We start from the raw sequence: 23094 nt of genomic DNA on the forward strand, positions 1-23094 counted from the left end.
ATGCTCTTCCCCGAATACAGAGGCCGGCGCATGCGGGCCAGTGACAACTTCAGGCGGATGATCCGGGAAACCAAGCTCTCCCGGGATGATCTCATCCTCCCCCTCTTTGCCGTTGAAGGCAAATCGGTAAAAAAGCCCATTAGCTCCATGCCCGGCCATTTCCAGCTTTCCTGCGACCATATTGTGGCCCAGGCAAAGGAGGCCCGGGACCTGGGCATCCCCGGCATCATTCTTTTCGGCATTCCAGACAAAAAAGATGAACTGGGCACCCAGGCCTATGCCAAAGACGGCATCGTCCAAAAAGCCGTAGCCGAGGTGAAGTCCGCTGTGCCGGAAATTTCAGTGGTCACCGATGTCTGCCTCTGCGAGTATACGGACCACGGCCACTGCGGAATGATTGACAAAGGGATCGTGGACAATGATGCCACCCTGGACCTGCTGGCCAGAACGGCGCTGTCCCATGTGCAGGCCGGTGCCGACATGGTGGCGCCCTCGGATATGATGGACGGCCGCGTGGGAGAAATCAGAGGGCTCCTGGACGACGAAGGCTTTTCCCACATCCCGGTGATGTCCTATGCGGTAAAATATGCCTCTGCCTTTTACGGACCCTTCCGTGAGGCTGCAGAATCCACCCCCCAGTTCGGGGACAGAAAGACCTACCAGATGGACCCGGCCAATGCCCAGGAAGCCATCCGGGAAGCCACCATGGATGTGGAAGAAGGTGCAGACATCATCATGGTCAAGCCTGCCCTGCCCTACCTGGATATCATCTGCCGGCTCAAGGACGAACTCGATCTGCCCATTGCCGCCTATAATGTCTCCGGCGAGTATTCCATTATGAAGGCCGGGGAAATGATGGGCTGGGTGGATGCCAAGGCCATGATCATGGAGACCCTGCTCTCCATCAAACGGGCCGGGGCAGACATCATTATCACCTACTCGGCCATTGAGGCGGCAAGGGAGTTGAACAGCTGATGATCCATCCACATGCGAAATCACCCCACTCTGGCAGCCACCCTGGCAGCCATCCTGGCGGGCATCCGGGGGGCCACCCCGGCGGAAAACCCGGCGAGAAAAATACCCTGAGGCTGGTAGCCTGGGAAACCACACGGCGGTGCAACCTGAATTGCAAACACTGCCGGGCCCTGGCCGAAGACCATCCCTATGACAATGAACTGGATACCCAGGCGTCTTTCAGGCTCCTGGACCAGATCCGTGAGGTCGGGCAGCCCATCATCATCCTCACCGGCGGGGAACCCCTGCTCCGGGAGGACATATATGACATAGCCGCCTACGGGGACAAAATCGGCCTGCGCATGGTCATGGCCCCCAACGGCACCCTGCTCACGGCTGAAAACACTAAAAAACTCAAGGCTTCCGGTATCAAGCGGATCTCCGTGAGCCTGGACGGGGCCAGCGCCGCCAGCCACGACGATTTCAGGGGGCTCACCAATGCCTTTGACCGGACCCTTGAAGGTATTGAGCATGCCAAGGCCGCCGGCCTGGAATTCCAGATCAACACCACCATCACCAAAACCAATTTGGATGAAATCCCCAAAATCCTGGCCCTGGCTGAAGAACTTGGGGCTGTGGCCCATCACATCTTCCTGCTGGTGCCAACGGGACGGGGAAAATACATCCTGGATTCCGCCATTGACGCCGAGCAGTATGAAGAAACCCTGAACTGGTTCTACGACCAGCAGGACAAAACCAGCCTCCAGCTAAAGGCCACCTGCGCCCCCCATTACTATCGGATCCTGCGTCAGCGGGCCAAAGCCGAGGGCAAAAAGGTTTCCTTTGAAACCCACGGCCTGGATGCCGTCACCAGAGGCTGCCTTGCCGGCACCGGCTTTTGTTTTATCTCCCATGTGGGGCGGGTCCAGACCTGCGGGTTCCTGGACGTCACCTGTGGAGATATCACCCGGCAAAGCTTCAAGGATGTCTGGGAAAACTCAGACGTCTTCAACAAACTCAGGGAGTTTAAAAACCTGGACGGCAAATGCGGTCTCTGCGAATACAAAAACGTCTGCGGGGGCTGCCGGGCACGGGCCTACGAGGCCACCGGCGACTATCTGGCAGAAGAGCCCCTGTGCTCTTACCAGCCGCGGAAAAGCACCGCCAAATAAAACAAAGCCTGTAATATGAAAAGGCCCGGCTCAGCATTTTGCTGAGCCGGGCCTTTTTATTTGGTGGTGATAATATATTACAAGGCGTTGAGTTTAAGCATCAGGGGCCTATCCTCTTCAGTGTCTCCTGAAAACTGAACCGGCCCCGGATTCCTGAAATGATCCGGGCCAGCATCCGCCGCCACCCAGTTTTCCCTGAATTTCTGGAATACCTTAAAAGCGTTTGAGTTGAGATCGACGATGCTCTTTTCAATGACCAGTTCCAGTTTTCCCTTGCGCTCTTCCAGGTGCATGAGCCGGGCAATGGGAATGCCCATGGGGATCCAGTTTTCAAAATCCTGCTCCAGATTCAATACGGCGGCCATCTGGCCTGTGGCGTTGCCGGCAATGAGATGAAAAGCCGTCAGCCCCAGATTATAGGTGTAATTGCAATCGAAATTAGTGGGATCGGACCCCCGTCCGTCATATCCGTAAAAATGGGTCTGGATCTTGAAATCCGGTTCGGATTTCCTGAAGATATCCACCAGAGCCTGGGGCAGTTCTTCTTCAGGATCCAGCATTCCGGCATTGACCAGGGCGGTTTTCATGGTCTTCAGGGAAATAATCTCGGATTTGACCAGGACATATTCATCCTGGGGATTTTTAAACAGGGCCGGGGCAAACATCTCCGCATCCATTCGGGCGGCTGTCATAAAGGTCGCGTAATCTGACCGTTTAATACCCACCTTATACACCCCCTGCTCCTTCAACACGTCCAGGTACTCTTTAACCATGTCCATGACGATCTTCTCCGTCTTGACCTGGGAAAACTGGAAATTACCGTGGAAGTCCCTCTCCACCAGTAAGCCTTCCTTGAAAAATGCAGGCAATTGGTTAAAGAGCTCATCATCCCTCAGGTTCCAGATGGGGTATTCCCCCTTGTCGATCATGCCCTGGGAGATGCGGCGCAGGTAATCCAGTTTCGTATTGAGGTTGGGAAAGGCCCGGTGAAAATCGATATCGTGGATATTATTGTATTCCGCAATGATCTTGTTGAGCTTGATGATAAACACCTGGATTTCGTTGATAAATTCCAGGATGCCTTCGGGAATGATCATTACCCCGTAATTCTTTCCAAAAGCCGCCCGGCGGACAATGATGTCGCAGATCACCCGGGAAAGATGGCGCAGGGTGATGCCGTAGGCATTGTAGTCTATTTCCCCTTTTTCCGCTGCCCGGTCCAGCCTGTCCTGGTCGATATAGTCGGCCAGTTCCTCCCCGATGAGGGCCAGGTTGACATGGGTCTGAAGCGCACTTTCCAGGGTCAGGTGGCTGGCCACCCTTCCCATGACCTTGCAGACATGCCAGTATTTAATGTCTGAACTGCCGTCGTTGGACAAATTGGATATATTTCTGGCAAATGCCCGGGCCGCAGAATGAAACCCGAAGGAAATGGCACAGAGGGTCTGTCCGTCGTCGGTCTTGACCTGGATATCCCCGTCAATGGTTTTGGGGATGCCGATAACCTTTATCCCCGAAGACTTGAAATGCTGGGCCAGAAAAGCGGCATTGGTATTGGAATCGTCCCCGCCGATGATGACCAGGGCGTCCAGCCCAAGCCCCTTGCAGGTGGTCAGGGCTTTTTCCATTTTTTGCCCGGAATCAATCTTGGTCCGCCCGGTTTTGATCATGGTGAATCCACCCATGTTTCTGTACCGGTTCACCAGTTCACCCGTTATTTCGATATACCGGGATTCAAGCAGCCCGTCGGGCCCCTGGAGGAATCCGAATACCCGGGAATCCTCATTATATCTCTTTATTTCATCGTAGAGCCCGGCAATGACGTTGTGGCCGCCCGGTGCCGGGCCGCCGGAAAACACCACCCCCACATTCCGTTTTTTATGGAAATCCGCCTCAAGCTGCGGGTCAACATCATCAGCGCCCATGACCTCCTGGACCTTGTTGTTGATGATACCCGGCAGCAGCCGCTCGGCTTCCGTATCTTTTATGAACCGGTACGCTTCCCTGGAGGCAAGGGTTGAATACCTGCGGTTGAACATATCTATTTTTCTGGGGGAAAATGATCTTCTGGCCAAGGTGTCCATGCTGTCGTCGGACATCACATGGGAGGCGGCTTGAATCAGCGCCTCTGTCAGCGTCTCTGTCTGAGATCCCATTCATACTCCTGTTGGGGGTTATTGAACCACTACCTGGTTCCGTCCGTTCTCTTTGGCTTTGTAAACGGCCATATCGGCCCGTTCAAATACCTGTTCGTGTTTTGTGTCTCCCTGCTGCGCACAGGAGATACCGATGCTTACAGTTACCCGCACCTTCTCATTCTTGTATAAAAACTCTATTTTCTCGATGGTCTCACGTATCTTTTCGGCTGCCTGCCGGGCCCCCTGGGCATCGGTTTCCGGCATAATAACAGCAAACTCTTCACCACCGTAGCGGGCAAGCATATCATTTTTTCGCAGTAAAGGGTGAGTCCTTTTTATAATTTCCTGCAGACAGCGGTCTCCGATGGCATGACCGTACCTGTCATTTATGCGTTTGAATTTATCCGCATCAATGATCAGCAGGGAAAATACATTGCCGTAGCGCAGGAACCGATTCATTTCATCTGCAATCTTTTTATCATAGGCCCGCCGGTTAAATGCCCCTGTCAGCTGGTCCTGGTTGAGTTTCTTCTCAAGCTCTTCAGAATAACGGGTGGTCTCGGCCAGCTCTTTTTTGAGTTTTGCAAATCCGGACTTAAAGGAGCTTCTGTTCTTGTCAGCCAACTTGCTGATGGCTTCATCCACCTTTTGTTTTTTGCGCAGGGCATTTTCAATGGAAGAAAGGCCGTGGGAAATTTTTGCCTTGAGTTCGTCAAGGCTTGCGGCCACATCAGAAGACTCCTTTATTCCTGCCATTTCAAGGCTGAGTACGGATTCGAATTTCCGGTTGGAAGAGACCAGGGAATGGGTGTGCTCAAAGGATGACGCCAGTTTTGTCTCTATCTCAAGAATCCTGGCCACAAATTCCCGGATAAAGGCATTGACCCTCTCCCGGTCCTGGCTGGTTTCAGAGATATAAAGGAAAATCAGTGTAAATATATTATCTCTGATTTCATTAACATCCCCGGTATCACGGGCATCCAATATTCTTGTTGTCAGCTCCCCAAGCTTTTTTGCATATTTTTTATCAAGGGTGGACTTCAAGGAATTGACAAGTTCATGGTAACTCTCCTTGAAATCATCCATAAATATTTCAGAGGCGCTCTTCCTAAAGGAGGAAAACATCCCTTTTTTCTTTTTTGGGGAGGCCGGCCCGATATCTTCCTTGAGCATGGCGGTTTTCAATTGCTCAAAGATATAGTTTATTTTTACGGGGGCGGCCTTTTTCCTCATGGCCGCAGCAAGCTCCCGGCATGCCCGGGCAAAGGGGGAGTCCCCTTCTGCCACCACATCCAGAACCACCGGAAAATACTTCCGGTAAACCCTGTCCTGGCTTTCAAAACGTTCCTCAATTGAATCCAGTTCCTTGAGCAGGCGGTCCTTCTGGGACTGCAGCTTTTGGACCTGATCCTTAAGTTCAGCTATCTTATCGTCAAGTTGTCCTGCCATGATATGAATATCCTTAATGCATTGGATACGTTAATGCCCCCTATTTTTAGCGGCTGGCGGCCAGAAAGTAAAGTGTATTATCTGTTTGCGGGCTTGATTCTGCGCCGGGAAACATGTAAAAAGTGCAAAAAATAATTCAAGAATAAATTTCAAGGAGAGAATTAGACGTGGTCTTTAAATTTTTAAAAAAGAAACTTGGCTTCGCAACTAAAGAGGAAGAAGCAGTCCCCGAAATAATAGAGGAGGAATCCAAAGAGGCCTCCCTGCCCCAGGAAACAGGTGACGCGCCCTCCGATATCCCCCAGCCCTCTGCAGAACCGGAGCCTAAGCCGGAACCTAAGCCGGAACCCGTACCTGAGCCCGTACCTGAGCCCGTACCTGAACCCGAGCCTGAACCCGAGCCTGAACCTGAGCCTGAACCTGAGCCTGAACCGGAACCGGAACCGGAACCGGAGCCCGCACCTGAACCCGAGCCTGAACTAAGCCTTGAACAAGAGCCCGTGGCTGGGACGGAACCGGATCAAACGCAACCGGTTACAGGGCCCACAGAAGACGGACTTTTCTCCAAGCTGAAAAGTGGATTATCCAAAACCCGGAAGATCCTCAACACGGATATTTCCGACCTGTTTGCCGGTGCAACCGCCATTGATGACGATCTGTTTGAGGAACTGGAAGAATTGCTGGTCACCTCGGACCTGGGCATCGACATCACCATGGACCTGATGGAACGGATCAGGAAAAAAGCAAAGAGACTTGACACCGGCGAACAGCTCAAAGCCGTCCTCAAGGAAGAACTGCTCAATTTATTTCCGGCGCCGCCTGAAAAAACAGCCCCGTCCAAACCCCATGTCATCATGATGGTCGGTGTCAACGGCACCGGTAAAACCACCACCCTGGGCAAACTGGCCATGCGCTATACCAGTGAAGGCAAAAAAGTGCTCATTGCCGCGGCCGACACCTTCAGGGCGGCAGCCATTGAGCAGGTGGAGATCTGGGCCAACCGGGCCGGCGCCGGCATTGTCAGGCACAAGGAAGGGGCTGATCCAGCAGCAGTGGCCTATGATGCCGTGGAAGCTGCCATGGCAAGAAACGTGGATGTGGTCCTCATTGATACGGCAGGACGCCTGCACACCCAGAAAAATCTCATGGAAGAATTGAAAAAGATCAAACGTTCCATTGATAAAAAATTCAAGGGCGCCCCCCATGAGGTGATGATGGTCATTGACGCCACCACCGGTCAGAATGCCCTGTCCCAGGCAAAGATTTTCAATGAGGCGGTACAGCTGACCCAGATTTCCGTGACCAAACTGGACGGTACGGCCAAGGGCGGTATTGTGGCCGCCGTGGCATCCACCATGGACCTGCCCATTGCGCATATCGGTGTGGGAGAAGCCATTGAAGACCTCCAGGACTTTGATGCCCAAAGATTTGTAGACGCCCTCTTTGATTAGCCGGACAAAGCCGTAGACCACCACCAAGGAGAACAGCCAACCCATGTATATTGCCCCCATATCCCCGGACCATCCCGGCGCAGCACTATTCATCGCCGACCTGGACGACTATCAGAACAGTCTCTATCCGGCAGAAAGCAATCACCTGGACAGCATTGAAGCCCTGAAACAGCCCAATGTGGTGATGCTGGGGGCCCTGGACAAAAAGGACAGCCTCATGGGCATGGGGGCGGTAAAATTTGTAGAAAACTACGGGGAAATCAAACGGATGTATGTTCCCGAATCCCACCGGAAAAAAGGGATTGCACGGCGCATACTCCATGCCCTTGAACACCTCGGGGCAGCCAGGGGAATTTCAACGCTATGCCTGGAAACGGGGATCTACCAGGAGGCTGCGATCCAGCTATACAGTCATGCGGGTTTCAACAGCTGCGGCCCCTTTGGGGCTTACCCCAATGATCCCTTAAGTGTGTTTATGAAAAAAAACCTTCCCGGTTTTTCCCATCTGCTTTCAATCTCCCCGTTCCGGGAAGCGGACCGGGATCAGGTCGTGGCCCTGTGGCAGCGATGCGGACTGACCGTTCAGTGGAATGATCCGAACAAGGACATCGACAGAAAGATGGCGGAGGCGCCGGACCTTTTTTTGCTGGCCCGGCTCAGGGATCAGGTGATCGGCACCTGTATGGCCGGATACGACGGTCACAGGGGATGGTTTTACTATCTTGGCACGGCGCCGGAATTCAGAGGTAATGGCGTGGCAGCCGCCCTGGTCCGCCGCGGGGAATCCGCCCTGGCCCAGCTCGGGTGCCCGAAAATCAACCTCATGGTTAGGAAATCCAACACCGAGGTATTAGAATTCTACAAGGGGCAGGGATACGGGGATGACCCGGTGCTGGTTCTAAGCAAACGCCTATAAATCCCCCCCAACCGCAGGGACAGGCGGGTTGCTGCAGGGACAGGCGGGCGGCCGCCCCGCAGCAGAAGATATAATCACCGGAGGATTTCTTTGAATGCCCCCCTTTTAACGGTGATCAGAAACAATTCCTTATGGGGAATGCCGGCCGCATCAAATCTGGTGCGGCCGGTTACTCCGTTGTACACCAATTGATCCTGGAGGAATGTTTTCAGGTCCTCTCTTGTACCCGCAACGGGATCTGCAGCCCCGGTAAACAACAGGCCGGCCGTATCATAGGAAATGGCCTCAAGAAATCCCGGCCCCTCCTGGAACACCTCCCTGAAAGACTTGTCAAACATGGCGGTTACAGGATTTTCACTCGCCCCGAAGTATCCGTCGCAGATCACGGCATTCCGATTATACCCCCTGGCCTCCTTGAGCAGACTGTCCCGGTGCCAAAGATTTGTCCCCAGCAGCACCATGCCCCTGGCATCGTAAAAGGCCAGCTGGGGAAGAATCAGGTTCACCCTGGACAGACCGTCGGGGATAAACAATGCCTGGAAATCAATCTCTATCCGGTCTTCATTGGCCACTGCAGATCCCCTGCTTGACAGCCTGGAAGTGGATTCATCCTCCCCGTCCAATGGAGTTTCCCCGGTCTCCGGGACCTTTAAAAATTCCGGCACAGGGTAATACTCCCCGGTGAGCTTTTGCAGGGGTACGGTGAAATCGGTTTTCCGGCCGTCGTAGGATTCCGCACCAACCACCTCGCCACGGTATTTGTCCACCACATCCCAAAAGAGTTCCATATACTTTCTGCCGTACCGCTCACGGGGGTAAAGGATGGCCACCTTTTTCAGCCCAAGTTCCGCAAAAATATAGGCGCCAAGGGCATCCACCTGCATTTCCGGAGTGATAAAGTTGGTAAACAGATATCCCCCCCTGGCCGGGAAATCGGTTTTCTGGGTCAGGGCCACCATGGGGATGCCCAGTGCCTGAGCCTTTTGTCCGGCGGCCTCCGGGGCCAGAAGCGGTCCCACAATGGCAAAGACATTTTCCCTTGCCAGTTCCTCCACACAGGCGGCTGCCCGCTCAGGATCTGCCTTGGAATCCTTTACCACCACTTTTAGGGTCCGGCCCTGGGTCCTGGACATATCCCTGACAGCCAGTTGTATCCCCCGCAGGGCTTTCTGCCCGTAAACCTCATATTTACCTGACAGGGGCAGGATACACCCCAGGGTGTCCTTTTTAATGGCCCGGCCTTCAATCATCCCTAGCAATGCCCGGATATCGGATTCCCGCTCATGGCCGGGGTATTTTCCAAGGAACTCTTCCAGGGCGGCCTTGGCCTCGGTATCATTATCCAGGGCGGCATGGTTGTGCCCCAGCCAGTAGAGGAAAATATCCTCGGGGATGGACAGGTTTTTGATCCGGGAAAAGGACTGGATATCTGCCGGCGGGGTCTGGGAGAGCACCGCTTCAATCCGTCCCAGAATCATTTCACGGTCGGATTCAGCCCCTTCCCCTTGGCGGACGGCCGCATCAAGGGCCTGGTTGTATACCAGCAGGGCGTCCTGGTAATGGCCCTCCTGGGCAAACTGCCCGGCTTCACGGGTTAAAACCTGAATCAGATTGTCCTCCCCGGGGTGGACCGTTGTTTCCGGTGGAACGGCCACGGGCGGGCCCTGGGGCTTGAGGGCTTTTTTCGGGGCACAGCCCCAGGCCAGAAACAATATTAAACAAGTGAGAATCAGGCGCAGAAAATAATTTTTATTCATCATTGAGATTACCAATCTTGGGTTTGGGGTGAGGATTCAGTTTATAAATCCGGCACACGGGATTACGGGGAAGCAACTATATGTAAATTCAGGGGTTATGTCAAAAATTCTTTTACCATTCCCAATGCGGTCTCAAGGTCCGATGGATCCACCCAGACCAATCCGGGTTCTTTCCGGAACCAGGTGAACTGCCGTTTGGCATACCGCCGGGTATCCCGCTTGAGCAGGCGGACGGCTTCGTCGAAATCCACCTCGCCCTTCATGAACATGCCCATGTGCCGGTACCCGATGGACTGCATGGCTTTGAGCTCCAGGGAATAGCCGCGGTCCACAAGGTCCTGGACCTCCTTGAGCAGCCCCTGGTCCAGCATGATGTCAACCCGTTGGTTGATCCGGTCATAGAGGCGTTCCCGGTCCATGTCCAGGCCCAGGGTCAGGCTGTCATAGCGGTCTTCTTTGAAATCATGGTCCTGCTGGCGTTCCGAGATGGGCACCCCTGTTGTCTCGAAAACCTCCAGGGCCCGGACAACCCTGAACCCGTCATTGGGGTGGATTTTGCCGGCCGCTTCAGGATCGCAGGCCTTCAGACGGTCATGGAGGGCCTGGCCCCCTTTCTTTTCCAGTTCATCTTCAAGCCGGGCCAGGGTGTCGGCGCAGATGGTGTTTTCCCTGAAAAGCCCGTGGAGCAGTGCCCGAATATAAAGCCCGGTTCCGCCGGCCACAATGGGAAGCTTTCCCCTTTCAAGGATTCTGTCGATGGCCGCCGAGGCCTTTTGGGCAAATTTGCCTGCATCAAAATCCGCCTTGGGGTCCAGAAAATCCACCAGGTGGTGGGCGGCCATGGCACGCTCTTTTGCATCGGGCTTGGCCGTGCCGATATCCATATGCTTGTATATCTGCATTGAATCCGCACCGACAATCTCCCCGTTGAATTCATTGGCCAATGCAATGGCAAAACCGGTTTTGCCCACGCCGGTGGGACCGCAGATGGTAATTATTTTATTCATCAGTGTTATTTCATTATGGTCTGTTGTATAGGGCCTAAATCAGGCGTTCTGCCCGATTATGGTTGACATTGGTTGCCGGATAGCTTTATAACATACTATTTTTTTATTAACAAAACATAATTAATGGAAAGAGGTACGCCTGACCCCAGGCAATTATAAATATTTGAAAAGACGAGGCAAAAAAAACAAAAACTACAATTGTGCAGTGGATTTGTTTTTATTTAATTTAAGGAGAGGAAACATATGAACTCAACAAAAACCGGATCTGTGGTAGTGATCGGTGGCGGTATTTCCGGCATGCTTTCGGCCCTGGATCTCGCAAATTCCGGATTTTATGTCTATTTGGTGGAAAAGGGTCCATCCATCGGCGGCGTCATGGCCCAGTTGGATAAGACCTTTCCGACAAATGACTGTGCCATGTGAATTATCTCACCCACACTGGTCGAGGTCGGCCGGCATTTAAACATTGAGCTTTTAACCCTTTCCGAGGTTAAAAACGTTACAGGTGAGAAAGGCAATTTTCAGGTAGAAATTCTTAAAAAGCCCAGGTACGTCAACGAGGATCTCTGTGTGGGATGCGGCGCCTGTGCTGAAAAATGTCCCGGCAAATGGGACGACGGGTACAACGCAGACCTGGCCACACGTAAGGCCATTTATGTGGAATACCCCCAGGCGGTCCCCCTTAAATATGCCATCAACCCCGATGTCTGCCTCAAGCTGACAAAGGACAAATGCGGCAATTGTGAAGAGGTCTGCCCGGCAAACGCCATTGACTACACCCAGACGGAAGAGACCGTTACCCTGAATGCGGGTTCCATCATCTTTTCCCCGGGGTTCAAACCCTTTGACCCCTCACAGTTCGACAACTATAACTACGCCAGTTTCCCCAATGTGGTAACCTCCATGGAGTTCGAACGGATGCTCTCCGCCTCGGGTCCTGCCATGGGCCATGTAACCACCTTTCCCAAACTGCCAGCCAAGCCCAAAAAGAAGGCAGACAAGGCCCTGGCGGAAAAGCGTAAAGATCCAAAGAAGATTGCCTGGTTCCAGTGTATCGGCTCCAGGGACATGAACAAATGCGACAATCCCTATTGTTCTTCCGTATGCTGCATGTATGCCATCAAGGAAGCCATGATCGCCATGGAACATGACAGCGAGCTTGAATGCTCCATCTTCTTCATGGACATGAGAACCCCTGGCAAGGAGTTTGAAAAATACTACCAGAACGCCAAGGAAAAACACGGGATTAATTTCATCCGCTCCAGGGTGCACACCGTGACCCAGGATTCGGAAACCTATGACCTGAACATCAAATACGCCGACGAGTTCGGCCAGATGGTGGACGACACCTTTGACATGATTGTTCTCTCCGTGGGCCTGGAAATCCCGAAAGAAACAAAAGAACTGGCTGAAAAGCTGGGGGTAGACCTCACCGAAAACGGATTCTGCAAAACCGATTCCTTTGAACCGGTAACCTCTTCCCGTGACGGCATCTTTGTATCCGGCGTATTCAACAATCCCAAGGATATTCCCGAATCCGTACTGGATGCATCTGCCGCCGCATCTGCGGCCGGTGACGCCTTGAGTGATGTCCGTGGCACCATGGTCAAGGAAGTGGAAAAAATCGAAGAGACCAACGTGGTGGGAGATCCGCCAAAAATCGGTGTCTTTGTCTGCGACTGCGGTTCCAACATTGCCGGGGTGGTCAACTGCCCGGAGGTGACCGAGTACGCCAAAACCCTGCCCTATGTGGAATACGCCGCCGAGAACATGTACTCCTGTTCCCAGGATGCCCAGGACAAGATGGCGGAAACCATCAAGGAAAAGGGCCTCAACCGCGTGGTGGTTGCCGCATGTACCCCCAAAACCCATGAGCCCCTCTTCCAGGAGACCCTGGTCAACGCCGGACTGAACAAATATCTCTTTGAGATGACCAATATCCGGAATCACAACTCCTGGGTCCACAAAAACAATCCTGAGATTGCCACTGAAAAGGCAAAGGATCTGGTCCGCATGGCGGTCGCCAAAGCGGCCCTTGCCGAACCCCTGGCCGAAGAAAAAATCAACGTCAATGATTCGGTCATGGTCATCGGCGGCGGCCTGGCCGGCATGACAGCGGCCAAGAGCCTGGCCACCCAGGGCTATGACACCCATCTCATTGAAAAGAAAGATGAACTGGGCGGGGAAGCGCTGAAGCTCTACAAGACAGCACAGGGCGAAAATGTGGGTGAAAAGATAAAAGCCCTGATTGAAGAAATCAACGGCAACGAAAAGATCACCGTCCACACCAACACCACCCTGGAAGGGGTGGAGGGCTTTGTGGGCAACTTCAAGTCCACCCTGAGCAACGGCGGCAACACCCAGGAACTGGAACACGGCGTTGCCGTGGTGGCCACCGGTGCCAAATCCATTGAACCCGCCGAATACTGCTACGGTGAGGATGATAGGATCATCAAGACCCTGGACCTGGACAAAATGTTCATAAAAAACGACGCCAAACTGGATGCCGTAAACACGGCAGTTTTCATCCAGTGCGTGGGCTCCAGGGAACCCGGACGGCCCTATTGCTCCAGGGTATGCTGCACCCATTCCATCGAGGCCGCCATTGAGCTCAAGGAACGCAAGCCCGAAACAGATGTCTTTATTCTCTACCGGGACATCCGGACCTACGGAGAACGGGAACTGCTCTATAAAAAGGCAAGGGAAATGGGCGTGATCTTCATCCGCTACGATGTGGAAAACAAACCGGTGGTCAAGGTTGAAGACGGGGCGGTTCAGATCACCCTCACCGACCACGTGCTGCAGAAGCCCGTCACCATTGATGCCGATCTGGTTACCCTGGCCGCCGCCATTGAACCCAGACGGGATGAAAAACTGGCCAACTTCTTCAAGGTTCCCCTAAGCGACGAAGGCTTCTTTGTTGAAAAACATGCCAAACTCGGACCGGCTGAATTTGCCACCGACGGTGTGTTCGTGGCTGGTTCCGGCCATTACCCGAAACCCGTCAATGAAGCCATCACCCAGGGCCGGGCAGCCGCCTCCCGCGCGCTCACCCTGCTGGCCAAAAAGGACAGCCTGTTTACCTCCGGCACCATTGCCAGCGTGGACCAGGAAAAATGTTCCGCCTGCGGTGTCTGCGTCTCCATCTGCCCCTATTCCGCACCTGGATTTGCAGCGGACGGCCGGTTTGCAGGCCGTGCCGAGGTGAACCCCGTGCTCTGCAAGGGCTGCGGGCTGTGCGTAGCGTCCTGCCGCTCCGGTGCCCTGCACCTGAGGGGATTTGACACCAACCAGATTTTCTCACAGATATTTGCCCTGGGCGAAGTCGGTTAGACTTTTCACAGGCTAAGGAGATTATAAATAATGAGTGATAATAAAATCAAAATAGTAAGTTTCCTGTGCAACTGGTGCTCTTACGGGGCAGCAGACCTTGCCGGTGTGTCCAGGATGGAATACCCGGCGGATATCCGGGTCATCCGGATTCCCTGCACCGGCAGAATGAGTCCCAAATTCGTGTTGTCCGCATTCCGCGAAGGCGCGGATGCGGTATGGGTATCCGGCTGACATCCCGGTGAATGTCATTACCTGGATGGTAATTATTATGCACGCCGGAAATTCGCTTTGATGGGCAACCTGCTTGAACACATGGGCATTGAAAAAGACCGGGTACATTTTTCCTGGATTTCTTCCGCCGAAGCCACCAAGTTTGTGGATGTGGTCAAGGAAATAACAGAAAAGGTTGAGGCCCTGGGGCCCAATACGAAATTTGTAAAGGACTATAGCTAAAATGGAAACCTGTATAGAAAAAATCAGGGAGATTGCCAAAGACCTCCTTGAAAAAGGTGAGGTTGAAAAAGTGATCGGTTTCGCCGAGGGGACCATTCCCATGGCCACCAGTCCTGTTTCAATCACTTCAGCAGACGATGTTGACAGACTGACCTTCACCAGTACCTGCGGGCTCAACCTGGCAAACTACGCCGCCAAAGAAAAGGGCAAAAAAATTGCCGTTGTGGCCAAAGGCTGCGACTCCAGAAACCTGGTAACCCACATTGTGGAAAACCAGATCGACCGGGACAACCTCTATATCATTGGCGTGCCCTGCACCGGCATGGTGGACAAGGTGAAAATTGCCGCAGCCGTTGAAGGCGAGATCACCGGGTTTGAAGAGGACGGGGATACCATCAAGGTGACCTCCACCCTCCAGAACCTGACCGCTGCCAAAGAAGATGTTCTCAAGGATAACTGCCGGTACTGCACCCACAGAAACCCCGCGCTCTATGATGTACTGGCCGGGGACCTTGTGGAAGAGCAGGAACTGGACAATCCCTTCCCCGACGTGGATGCCATCGAAGCCCTGGACGACGAGGGCCGCTGGGCACACTTCCAGGAGCTGACCAAAAACTGTATCCGCTGCTACGCCTGCAGGAACGCCTGTCCGCTCTGCTATTGTCCCACCTGCTTTGTGGACGAGTCCGGCCCCCAATGGGTGGGCAAAGGCCAGAATAAAACCGACGTGGACACCTTCCACTTTTTGAGGGCCTTCCACTGCGCCGGCCGCTGCACCGACTGCGGCGCCTGTGTCGAAGCCTGCCCCATGGGTATCAATGTCAGGGATTTTACGCGGAAGCTGAATAAGGACGCCTTTGAAATGTTCGGCTGGGAAGCCGGCCTGGACATCACCAAGCGGCCCCCTCTGGATGCGTACAGCCCCGATGATCCAAATGATTTTATCAAATAAGCGACAAGGATATGAAAATGAAATTCATAACAATTGATAAAAAAGACTGGACCAAAGGCATTGATAAATCCAGAGAGACCTATCAGCTTTTCGGCCCGGTGACAGATGAAAACGGCTGCCAGATACAGCCTCTGGGCGCAGACGCCCAGCCGGAGATGGAATATACGGATTCCGTGCTCTCGGCAAAATCCGTTCTTTTTCCCCAGTCGGAAAAAATCCTGAATGCCTGCCTGGACGAAGCCGTTGAAGGCCATCATATTATGAAGCGGGCCGAAGCCGACTACACCCCCCGGGCCGTGGTGGGCATCCGCCCCTATGATGCCAAGGCCGTCCAGCTGGTCAAGCTGAACTTTGACACAGAAGACTACCGGGATCCATACTGGTGCGACGCCTACGAGGCCACCACCTTCGTGGGACTGGGCATCAACCGGCCCGGTCCATTTGACTTCTCCACTTCCACCGGATGCGGCCCCTTCAGTGAGGAAGGCCTGGACATCCTGCTGGCGGACATGGACGATAAATACCTGGCCAAGGTGCTCACTCCCAAGGGTGAGGCCTTTGCCGCAGCATGCGGGTTTGACTCCGCCGCTGACGAGAAGGAAAGCCAGGTACTCCTGGACGTGCTGAAAAAAGAAGCCGAATCCAAGATCACCTCAACTGTGGAAACGGACAAGCTGGCCGGCAAGACCATCCTTGACCTCCACGAGGCCCCCTTCTGGGATGATATCGCTTTTTCCTGCATCAACTGCGGGACCTGCACCTATGTCTGCCCCACCTGCTGGTGCTTTGACATCCAGGACGAGGCCAAGCGCAATGAAAACATCCGGTTCAGGAACTGGGATACCTGCATGTCTCCCCTGTTCACCCGCCATGCCACCGGTCACAACCCCAGGGGAGAAAAAACCCAGAGGGTCCGCCAGCGCTTCATGCACAAGCTCAAGTACTTTCTGGACAAGTACGAGCAGGGAATCATGTGCGTGGGCTGCGGCCGCTGCGTCAAAAGCTGCCCCGTCAACATTGACATCCGTGAGGTCGCCAAGACCATGAACGGATATGAGAAACAAGAATAGCGGACAAAGGAGAAAAGAAATGGAAAATCCCTATTTGCCGTATCCTGTTCGCATTGATGATATTGAAATCGCGACAGAAGACAAATCCCTTAAGACCTTTAAGTTCGTTTTTCTGAATGAAGGGGATGAAGAAAAGTTCGCCTACCAGGCCGGCCAGTTTGCAGAACTGTCCATCCCCGGCGTGGGCGAGATCCCCATCGGGATCGCTTCCTCCCCCGTGGAAAAAGGTTTTGTTAAATTCACCGTATTCAGAACCGGTGTGGTCACCGCCCATCTGCACAACATGAAGGTGGGGGACATCATGGGTATCAGGGGCCCCCTTGGCAACTGGTATCCCTGGGACAAACTTGAAGGTAAAAACGTGGTGATTATCGGCGGCGGTTTCGCTTTTACAACACTGCGTTCCTCCATTGTTTATATGCTGGATCCGGCCAACCGATCCAAATTCGGCAATATAGACGTGGTCTACGGGGCCCGGACCCCCGGCATGCTCCTTTACAGAGAAGAGCTGTACGAATGGGAAAAACGGGATGACATCAACATGCACATCACCGTTGACGGCACCGACGACCCAACCTGGAAATACAATACCGGCTTTGTGCCCCAGATCGTTGAGGAAAAGGCGCCCAAGGCGGATGCCGATACCTACGCCATTGTCTGCGGCCCTCCCATCATGATCAAATTCACCCAGCCGGCACTGACCAAACTGGGTTACAAGCCCGACCAGATCATCATGTCTCTGGAGAACCGGATGAAGTGCGGCATCGGCATGTGCGGCCGGTGTAATATCGGTAAGGAACTGGTCTGCAAGGACGGCCCGGTATTTACCCTGGAAGAGATCAATCAAACGCCTAAAGAATATTAAGGCAACCGGGTTGAAAGCACTGATTTTTTTGCCTAACGGCGGGAGATTCTTTGTTGACAACCCAAGATTGCTGAGCTATGTTTAGGCGTCAATTATCAAAGAGACTATTGAAGTGAAGACGGTATGTCTGAAATGATAGGCTAGATTAAAAAAGCCGGATTGATAAATCCGGAAAAAAAAAACTTTTTACAGGAGGAAATTGTAAATGGCAACTGTTGAATTTAACGGAAAAACCTTTGAAATAGATGAAGACGGCTTCCTGCTTGACTACAACCTGTACTGCGACGAGTGGGTCGATTATGTAAAAGGCCAGGAAGGCATCGAAGAAATGACTGACGAACACTGGCAGCTGGTCAAGGTTCTTCAGGACTACTACGAAAAGAACGGTATCGCTCCCATGGTACGTGTTCTGTCCAAGCTGACCAAGTTCAAACTGAAACACATCTATGAACTGTTCCCCTCTGGACCTGGTAAAGGCGCCTGCAAAATGGCCGGTCTGCCCAAACCCACCGGTTGTGTATAGTCAAACTATTTATAGTTTTTCTGTTTAGTTTTAAAGGCTCTGTTTGCCCTGCGCAATCAGAGCCTTTATTCATTAAAGCACAAGCCCAGAGCATATTTTATAGCCAAATTGAATAAGGTGGTAGATGCCCTCCAATATTGACGAAACCAACAAGCGCATTCTGAACAGCATACAGACAGACTTCCCCATTGATTCCCGGCCTTACAGAGTGATCGGAGAAAGGCTGGGGCTGACCGAAAACGAGGTGATTGACCGGATCCGGGAGATGAAGGAGGCCTTTATCATCCGCAGGATCGGCGGGAATTTCAGTCCGGACCGTTTAGGGTACCATTCCACCCTCTGCGCTGCCTGTGTGGATGAAGACAAGGTGGAACTGTTTAAAAAAACCGTTAATTCATACCCGGGAGTCACCCACAATTACCGGCGGGACCATAAATTCAACATATGGTTCACCTTTATCGCCCCCTCCGTGGAGACCATTGAAAACAACCTGAAGGCCATTGCGGAAAAAACCGGGGTGGATACCATTTTAAACCTGCCAGCCACCCACGTCTTTAAAATATCAGCCAATTTCAAAGTGTAGCAAATGACCACGCTCAGGGTTGCCCTTGTCATCCAGCAGTGTAAGGCCGGGGACTTTGATAACAACCTGGCCGAAACGCTTGACAGTGTTCACCTGGCCGGTGAGCACGGGGCCGACGTCGTCGTGTTTCCAGAAATGAACCTGACGGGTTATTCCGCCGGGGATACATCCATGGCAAGGCCCCTATCCCCCGGATGGATTGACCGGTTGCACCAGGCAGCAGAATCCGCTCAAACGGCTGTCCTGGCAGGAATCGCCGAGCATATTGGAAACGGCTGGACCCACGCCGCACACCTGGTTATCCGGCCGGACTATCCTTTGGCAGTCTACCGTAAAATCCACCTGTCCCCATTTGAACAGAAAAATTATAAACCGGGCAACACCGTCAGGGTATTTGAATTCAAGGACATTAAATTCGGGGTGCAGCTCTGCTATGATGCCCATTTCCCAGAACTGTCAACGGCCATGGCCTTGAAGGGGGCGGACATCATTTTTTTCCCCCATGCATCCCCCAGGGGAAGCTCCGAAGATAAATTTATCTCATGGATGCGCCATCTGCCGGCCAGGGCCTTTGACAACGGCATCTTTGTGGCAGCCGTCAACCAAACGGGAGAGAACGGCGCAGGCCTGAGCTTTCCCGGGCTGGCCCTTACCATAGGACCTGATGGATACCTGGTTTCAAAAGAAATAACTGCGGGGCTCCACATGGTGGAGATGGATATGGGGGCAGTTGACCGGGTGCGTTCCCACAAGATGCGCTATTTTCTTCCCAACCGCCGCCCCGACTTAATTAAACAATAATTTTAATCCTGAATCTTTGCCCGGCGGTTCTGGATATAGGCGTTGCGAAGGGCGATGTAGGGATCCAGGGCCGCATCCTTGAGCGCCTCGTAATCCCCGATCCTAAAAGAGGTGCCGTTCACTGTATCGACCCCGCGCATGCCCCATTCAAGCTCCCAGGGCTTCACATAGGTCACCGGGGTAATGAACATGTCTCCCACCGACCCCACAGTGTCCCTTAAGGTGGAAGGCCCAAGCACCGGCAGCACCAGGTAAAACCCCTCCCCCACATTCCAGGCCCCAAGGGTCTGGCCCAAATCCTCATCCTGGAGTTTCAGCCCCATATGCTTCTGGGCAAAATCGTTAAACCCCAGAATCCCCAGGGTGGAGTTGACGAAAAAGGCGGAGAATTCAGTGGCGGCCGCTTCTCCCTTACCCTGGAGGATATCGTTCACAAACCTCACCGGAAAAAGCAGGTTGTTGAAAAAATTCTGGATGCCCGTTCTTGCCGGAGTGGGCACAACGGCTTTGTATCCCTGGGCCACGGGCTTCAGTCCGTAAAAATAGAGATAATCGTTAAAGGTGAACATGGCCTTGTTGAAGTAATAAATGGGATCGGCCACCGCCTGCCCCTCTTCTCCGGCCTGCTCATACTCGTCAAATATATCTTCGCTGAATTCCCCATCATCCGCTCCTGTGGATGAAACGGCAGATGGTTCCCCGGCCTGTGCTGTTGCGGCAAATGATATTCCCAGCCCCCCCGCCGAGACCAATACCACCAGGATAAAAACGATCGTCTTTTTCATTTGTCTACCTTTTCTTTGAGATGGGCGATTATCTTTTCCGGCGTCAGAGATAAATCCTGCTTAAACTGCTCCCTGTAATTGGCAGCCATGGACACGCCTTCGATTTTTATATCATAGATTTTCCATTTCTGCTCTTTTTTCTGGATCATCCGGTAAACAATGGAGACACGGGTTTCCCCCTGGACCAGCTCGGTGGTGATATCGGTTCTGAATATACCTTTTTTGGGCTTTAATCCATGGACATCCTGATAAAGCACCTGGATATCCGATACGTCTTTTCCAGCCAGCTTGGGGAAATAGGTATTGGAAATCAATTTTGAAAACCAGGTAATAAACTCTTGGCGCTGGTCCGAAGAGAATTCCCGGTATTTCCTGCCCAGGGCCAGCATTGAAAAGGTATTAAAATCAAAAATATCCAGTCCCTTATCGTACAGCATCTGTTCCTGTTTTACAGGATCTTTGATCAGGGCCTCATCCTGAATGAGAGCCAGTACCTCATTCACCCTTGCCTCAAGCTCGACCCTGGCCTGGGCAGCATTTACATCAGCCTCACCGGCGACGGAAATGGCCCCCGGCAGCATCCATGCGGAACAAAAAAGGGCCGCAAAAAAGAAAAATTTTCGCTTCATGCTCAACCATCCTAATTATTTTCTTTTAATCATGTTAAGGAGATTTGCCGCTGAAAATAAACTTACGGACCAGGGATTCGATATCCAGGGTGGATTCGGTATTCATGATCTCCTCACCCTCCTCCAGAAGCATCTCAGCGCCTCCCGGAGAGATGTCGATGTATTTCTCCCCGATGATGCCGCTTGTTTTCACCGATGCGATACTGTCCTCGGTAACTTCGACACCGCTGTCGATATGAAATACCACCCTGGCCACCAGCCGGTCCCTGTCCAGTGAAATCTTCCCCACATTACCGATCTCCACCCCGGCCATTTCAACCCGTGCGCCGGTTTTCAACCCGGTGACCGATGAAAAATACCCGTGAAGGGCATACCGCTCCCCTCCAAAAAGCTTTGCCTCGCCAACAACCAGGACCAGGTAGGCGATGCAGGCCGCACCGATCAGAACGAAAATACCGACGTATAACTCCAGATTTTTATGTTTCATATCTATCCTTTTCACCGGCACCGCAGGGCCGGGTTTACATCTCTTTTCCGCGGATAAAGGCATTTACGGTATCGTTTTCGGAGGCCAGTATGGCCTCGGTACTGCCTTCAAATATGATCTTCCCTTTATCCAGCATGGCAATATGCTGGGTGATCTCAAATATTTCCGGTATATCGTGGCTGACGATCACCGCCGTAAACCCAAACTCCTTCTGGTACCGGGAGATCATCCCGTGGACATTGTTTCTCCGCACCGGGTCCAGTCCGGTGGTGGGCTCGTCAAAAAGGACGGCCGCCGGATCGGTGATCAGGGCCCGGGCCAGGGCCACACGCTTGCGCATCCCACCGGAAAGCTGGGAAGGGAAACTCTCTTCAATTCCCTGGATCCCCAGCATTTCCATTTTCTCAAGAACCTTTGCCCGGATCTCCCTTTCAGGAAGTATCTTTTTTTCAGACAGGGGCAGGGCGATATTTTCATATATGGAAAGGAAATCGAACAGGGCATTGTCCTGGAACATATAGGAAATCTCCCGCCGGAATCCATGCCTGGCCGCCTTGTCCATCCTGTCAAGGGGGACGCCGTTGACCAGCAGCTGCCCCTCATCCTGCTTCATGAGCCCGATGATGTGCTTGAGAAGCACGGATTTGCCCGTGCCGCTTTTACCGATCACCGTAGTGATCTGACCCCGGTGAATGGAGAGGTCCACGCCGTTAAGCACGGAATTGTCGCCAAACCGCTTGCGGATGCCGATAAGCTGGATAAAAGGCTCTGCCATAGTTGCGTCCTGTTCCTGCGCTATACCTGAAAATAGGTAATAATATAATCTGCCACCAAAATAAAAATGCACGAATGGACCACGGCATTGGTAGTGGCAAGGGAAACCCCCTTGGCACCGAACCCCCTGCCCCCTCCTTCAAGGTGGGCATGGTATCCCCTGAAACAACAGATGCAGGTCACAAGTCCCCCGAACACCAGGGATTTGATAAAGCCTCCGCCGATATCACTCATGGAGACACTGGAAATCACCTTATCCATATATACATGCTCATTGATTCCCATCATCACAGAACCGGTCAGATAACCTCCGAAAATCCCGGTAACATCGAATAATGCCGTAAGCAGCGGGAAAGAAATAAGGCCGGCGATGAGTCGGGGGGAGAAGGTAAACCGTATCGGATGGATTTCCATGGTTTTCAGGGCGTCAATCTGTTCGGAGATCCGCATCACCCCCAATTCCGCAGCCATGGCCGATCCGGCCCTGGCCGCAATCATAATGGCAGCCAGCACCGGCCCCAGTTCCCGGATCAGGCTCATGGCAACGGCAGAACCCAGGGCCGCTTCAGAACCGAAGCTCACAAGGGTGTGGTATCCCTGCAGCCCCAGAACCATTCCGGTAAAGATGGCCGTAAGCACAATGACAAACATGGACTTGGCGCCGATAAACCAGACCTGCTCCAGAATTTTGGCCGTCTGCAAGGGGGGCACACATGCCTGGGCCAATCCGGCACACAAAAAAAACACCAGCCGCCCCAGGGTTTCTATGCGGGCAATGGTGCGCCCGCCAATCATTTCCAGTCTCTGTTTAAACATAAGGTGGCTTATACCAGTTTTTACTTTAAAAATACAGGAATACTCCCCGGTTTAAGTGTATGCAAATGCACGGATTTGTAAATTTTTGTGAAGGGAATTGACACGTGGGGTAAAATTTAATACGTATGAAGCACACACCACGGACAGCCCCCCTGTCCAGGTGGTAATTTCCCCTATCA

At 52.9% G+C, this 23094-nt stretch carries 22 protein-coding genes; 13 read left to right on the forward strand and 9 right to left on the reverse strand.

From position 1 onward, the window contains the following. Positions 1–975 (forward strand): porphobilinogen synthase, encoded by a 975-nt coding sequence (gene hemB / locus HUN04_02560; GenBank protein ID WDP88677.1) that lies wholly within the window; start codon positions 1–3, stop codon positions 973–975. Then, a complete protein-coding gene (gene ahbD, locus HUN04_02565; protein WDP88678.1) occupies positions 975–2126 on the forward strand; it encodes a heme b synthase in 1152 nt (383 codons plus the stop codon). Before hemB ends, ahbD begins: the two co-directional genes overlap by 1 nt. A gap of 77 nt (positions 2127–2203) precedes the next feature. Here the strand turns inward: ahbD and HUN04_02570 are convergent, their stop codons facing one another. Both HUN04_02570 and HUN04_02575 read right to left on the reverse strand, forming a co-directional pair. Continuing rightward, positions 2204–4282 (reverse strand): 6-phosphofructokinase, encoded by a 2079-nt coding sequence (locus HUN04_02570; protein ID WDP88679.1) that lies wholly within the window; start codon positions 4280–4282, stop codon positions 2204–2206. A gap of 18 nt (positions 4283–4300) precedes the next feature. After that, positions 4301–5713 (reverse strand): GGDEF domain-containing protein, encoded by a 1413-nt coding sequence (locus tag HUN04_02575; GenBank protein WDP88680.1) that lies wholly within the window; start codon positions 5711–5713, stop codon positions 4301–4303. 233 nt (positions 5714–5946) lie between these two features. Here HUN04_02575 and ftsY point away from each other — a divergent pair, with 233 nt between their 5' ends. After that, complete coding sequence (gene ftsY / locus HUN04_02580) at positions 5947–7164, forward strand: signal recognition particle-docking protein FtsY (GenBank protein WDP93138.1); 1218 nt, start codon at positions 5947–5949, stop codon at positions 7162–7164. A 43-nt stretch (positions 7165–7207) separates the two neighbouring features. After that, positions 7208–8080: a GNAT family acetyltransferase gene (locus HUN04_02585; protein WDP88681.1), complete on the forward strand. Its 873-nt coding sequence runs from the start codon at positions 7208–7210 to the stop codon at positions 8078–8080. A gap of 74 nt (positions 8081–8154) precedes the next feature. Here the strand turns inward: HUN04_02585 and HUN04_02590 are convergent, their stop codons facing one another. Then, the gene (locus tag HUN04_02590) at positions 8155–9840 is read right to left on the reverse strand and encodes a penicillin-binding protein activator (GenBank protein WDP88682.1); all 1686 of its coding nucleotides are present in this window, start codon (positions 9838–9840) and stop codon (positions 8155–8157) included. Between the two features lie 92 nt (positions 9841–9932). Further along, positions 9933–10844, reverse strand: coding sequence for a tRNA (adenosine(37)-N6)-dimethylallyltransferase MiaA (gene miaA / locus HUN04_02595; GenBank protein WDP88683.1), 912 nt, complete (start codon positions 10842–10844; stop codon positions 9933–9935). 243 nt (positions 10845–11087) lie between these two features. On the opposite strand from miaA, the gene HUN04_02600 reads away from it, so the two are divergent. The 9 genes from HUN04_02600 (at position 11088) to HUN04_02640 (ending at position 19424) form a co-directional block, all read left to right on the forward strand. Continuing rightward, positions 11088–14177 carry a CoB--CoM heterodisulfide reductase iron-sulfur subunit A family protein gene (locus HUN04_02600; protein WDP88684.1) on the forward strand — a complete coding sequence of 1030 codons (3090 nt, stop codon included), beginning with the start codon at positions 11088–11090 and terminating at the stop codon, positions 14175–14177. Between the two features lie 30 nt (positions 14178–14207). Beyond that, a complete protein-coding gene (locus HUN04_02605; protein ID WDP88685.1) occupies positions 14208–14408 on the forward strand; it encodes a hydrogenase iron-sulfur subunit in 201 nt (66 codons plus the stop codon). A gap of 21 nt (positions 14409–14429) precedes the next feature. Next, positions 14430–14630: a hydrogenase iron-sulfur subunit gene (locus HUN04_02610; GenBank protein WDP93139.1), complete on the forward strand. Its 201-nt coding sequence runs from the start codon at positions 14430–14432 to the stop codon at positions 14628–14630. A 1-nt stretch (position 14631) separates the two neighbouring features. Then, positions 14632–15582, forward strand: coding sequence for a Coenzyme F420 hydrogenase/dehydrogenase, beta subunit C-terminal domain (locus HUN04_02615; GenBank protein ID WDP88686.1), 951 nt, complete (start codon positions 14632–14634; stop codon positions 15580–15582). A 17-nt stretch (positions 15583–15599) separates the two neighbouring features. Next, complete coding sequence (locus HUN04_02620) at positions 15600–16652, forward strand: 4Fe-4S dicluster domain-containing protein (GenBank protein ID WDP88687.1); 1053 nt, start codon at positions 15600–15602, stop codon at positions 16650–16652. A gap of 19 nt (positions 16653–16671) precedes the next feature. After that, positions 16672–17517 (forward strand): FAD/NAD(P)-binding protein, encoded by an 846-nt coding sequence (locus HUN04_02625; GenBank protein WDP88688.1) that lies wholly within the window; start codon positions 16672–16674, stop codon positions 17515–17517. A 205-nt stretch (positions 17518–17722) separates the two neighbouring features. Next, positions 17723–18040: a TusE/DsrC/DsvC family sulfur relay protein gene (locus HUN04_02630; protein ID WDP88689.1), complete on the forward strand. Its 318-nt coding sequence runs from the start codon at positions 17723–17725 to the stop codon at positions 18038–18040. A 124-nt stretch (positions 18041–18164) separates the two neighbouring features. After that, positions 18165–18623, forward strand: coding sequence for an Lrp/AsnC family transcriptional regulator (locus tag HUN04_02635; GenBank protein WDP88690.1), 459 nt, complete (start codon positions 18165–18167; stop codon positions 18621–18623). A 3-nt stretch (positions 18624–18626) separates the two neighbouring features. Next, positions 18627–19424, forward strand: a complete 798-nt coding sequence (locus tag HUN04_02640) for an amidohydrolase (GenBank protein WDP88691.1) — start codon at positions 18627–18629, stop codon at positions 19422–19424. Between the two features lie 2 nt (positions 19425–19426). Here HUN04_02640 and HUN04_02645 read toward each other — a convergent pair whose 3' ends face one another. The 5 genes from HUN04_02645 to HUN04_02665 are packed head-to-tail and all read right to left on the reverse strand — an operon-like array spanning position 19427 to position 22915. Then, on the reverse strand, positions 19427–20209 hold the full coding sequence (locus HUN04_02645) for a VacJ family lipoprotein (protein ID WDP88692.1): 783 nt from the start codon (positions 20207–20209) through the stop codon (positions 19427–19429). Next, positions 20206–20838, reverse strand: a complete 633-nt coding sequence (locus tag HUN04_02650) for an ABC transporter substrate-binding protein (protein ID WDP88693.1) — start codon at positions 20836–20838, stop codon at positions 20206–20208. The genes HUN04_02645 and HUN04_02650 overlap by 4 nt, the downstream gene beginning before the upstream one ends. 34 nt (positions 20839–20872) lie before the next feature. Next, complete coding sequence (gene mlaD, locus HUN04_02655; protein ID WDP88694.1) at positions 20873–21325, reverse strand: outer membrane lipid asymmetry maintenance protein MlaD; 453 nt, start codon at positions 21323–21325, stop codon at positions 20873–20875. 34 nt (positions 21326–21359) lie between these two features. Continuing rightward, complete coding sequence (locus HUN04_02660) at positions 21360–22100, reverse strand: ATP-binding cassette domain-containing protein (protein WDP88695.1); 741 nt, start codon at positions 22098–22100, stop codon at positions 21360–21362. A gap of 20 nt (positions 22101–22120) precedes the next feature. Then, positions 22121–22915, reverse strand: a complete 795-nt coding sequence (locus HUN04_02665) for an ABC transporter permease (GenBank protein WDP88696.1) — start codon at positions 22913–22915, stop codon at positions 22121–22123. Positions 22916–23094: the final 179 nt, after the last annotated feature.

The sequence above is a fragment of the Desulfobacter sp. genome, from assembly GCA_028768525.1.
Taxonomy (GTDB): Bacteria; Desulfobacterota; Desulfobacteria; order Desulfobacterales; family Desulfobacteraceae; genus Desulfobacter.

What these genes read in the sequence shown, in the direction of transcription:
- HUN04_02635 (WDP88690.1), top strand. Translation starts at nt 18,165, where the DNA reads ATGCCCTCCAATATTGACGAAACCAACAAGCGCATTCTGAACAGCATA.
- hemB (WDP88677.1), top strand. Translation starts at nt 1, where the DNA reads ATGCTCTTCCCCGAATACAGAGGCCGGCGCATGCGGGCCAGTGACAAC.
- HUN04_02660 (WDP88695.1), bottom strand. Translation starts at nt 22,100, where the DNA reads ATGGCAGAGCCTTTTATCCAGCTTATCGGCATCCGCAAGCGGTTTGGC.
- HUN04_02640 (WDP88691.1), top strand. Translation starts at nt 18,627, where the DNA reads ATGACCACGCTCAGGGTTGCCCTTGTCATCCAGCAGTGTAAGGCCGGG.
- HUN04_02665 (WDP88696.1), bottom strand. Translation starts at nt 22,915, where the DNA reads ATGTTTAAACAGAGACTGGAAATGATTGGCGGGCGCACCATTGCCCGC.
- HUN04_02570 (WDP88679.1), bottom strand. Translation starts at nt 4,282, where the DNA reads ATGGGATCTCAGACAGAGACGCTGACAGAGGCGCTGATTCAAGCCGCC.
- HUN04_02650 (WDP88693.1), bottom strand. Translation starts at nt 20,838, where the DNA reads ATGAAGCGAAAATTTTTCTTTTTTGCGGCCCTTTTTTGTTCCGCATGG.
- miaA (WDP88683.1), bottom strand. Translation starts at nt 10,844, where the DNA reads ATGAATAAAATAATTACCATCTGCGGTCCCACCGGCGTGGGCAAAACC.
- HUN04_02620 (WDP88687.1), top strand. Translation starts at nt 15,600, where the DNA reads ATGAAATTCATAACAATTGATAAAAAAGACTGGACCAAAGGCATTGAT.
- HUN04_02585 (WDP88681.1), top strand. Translation starts at nt 7,208, where the DNA reads ATGTATATTGCCCCCATATCCCCGGACCATCCCGGCGCAGCACTATTC.
- HUN04_02625 (WDP88688.1), top strand. Translation starts at nt 16,672, where the DNA reads ATGGAAAATCCCTATTTGCCGTATCCTGTTCGCATTGATGATATTGAA.
- HUN04_02575 (WDP88680.1), bottom strand. Translation starts at nt 5,713, where the DNA reads ATGGCAGGACAACTTGACGATAAGATAGCTGAACTTAAGGATCAGGTC.
- mlaD (WDP88694.1), bottom strand. Translation starts at nt 21,325, where the DNA reads ATGAAACATAAAAATCTGGAGTTATACGTCGGTATTTTCGTTCTGATC.
- ahbD (WDP88678.1), top strand. Translation starts at nt 975, where the DNA reads ATGATCCATCCACATGCGAAATCACCCCACTCTGGCAGCCACCCTGGC.
- HUN04_02630 (WDP88689.1), top strand. Translation starts at nt 17,723, where the DNA reads ATGGCAACTGTTGAATTTAACGGAAAAACCTTTGAAATAGATGAAGAC.
- HUN04_02615 (WDP88686.1), top strand. Translation starts at nt 14,632, where the DNA reads ATGGAAACCTGTATAGAAAAAATCAGGGAGATTGCCAAAGACCTCCTT.
- HUN04_02645 (WDP88692.1), bottom strand. Translation starts at nt 20,209, where the DNA reads ATGAAAAAGACGATCGTTTTTATCCTGGTGGTATTGGTCTCGGCGGGG.
- HUN04_02605 (WDP88685.1), top strand. Translation starts at nt 14,208, where the DNA reads ATGAGTGATAATAAAATCAAAATAGTAAGTTTCCTGTGCAACTGGTGC.
- HUN04_02590 (WDP88682.1), bottom strand. Translation starts at nt 9,840, where the DNA reads ATGATGAATAAAAATTATTTTCTGCGCCTGATTCTCACTTGTTTAATA.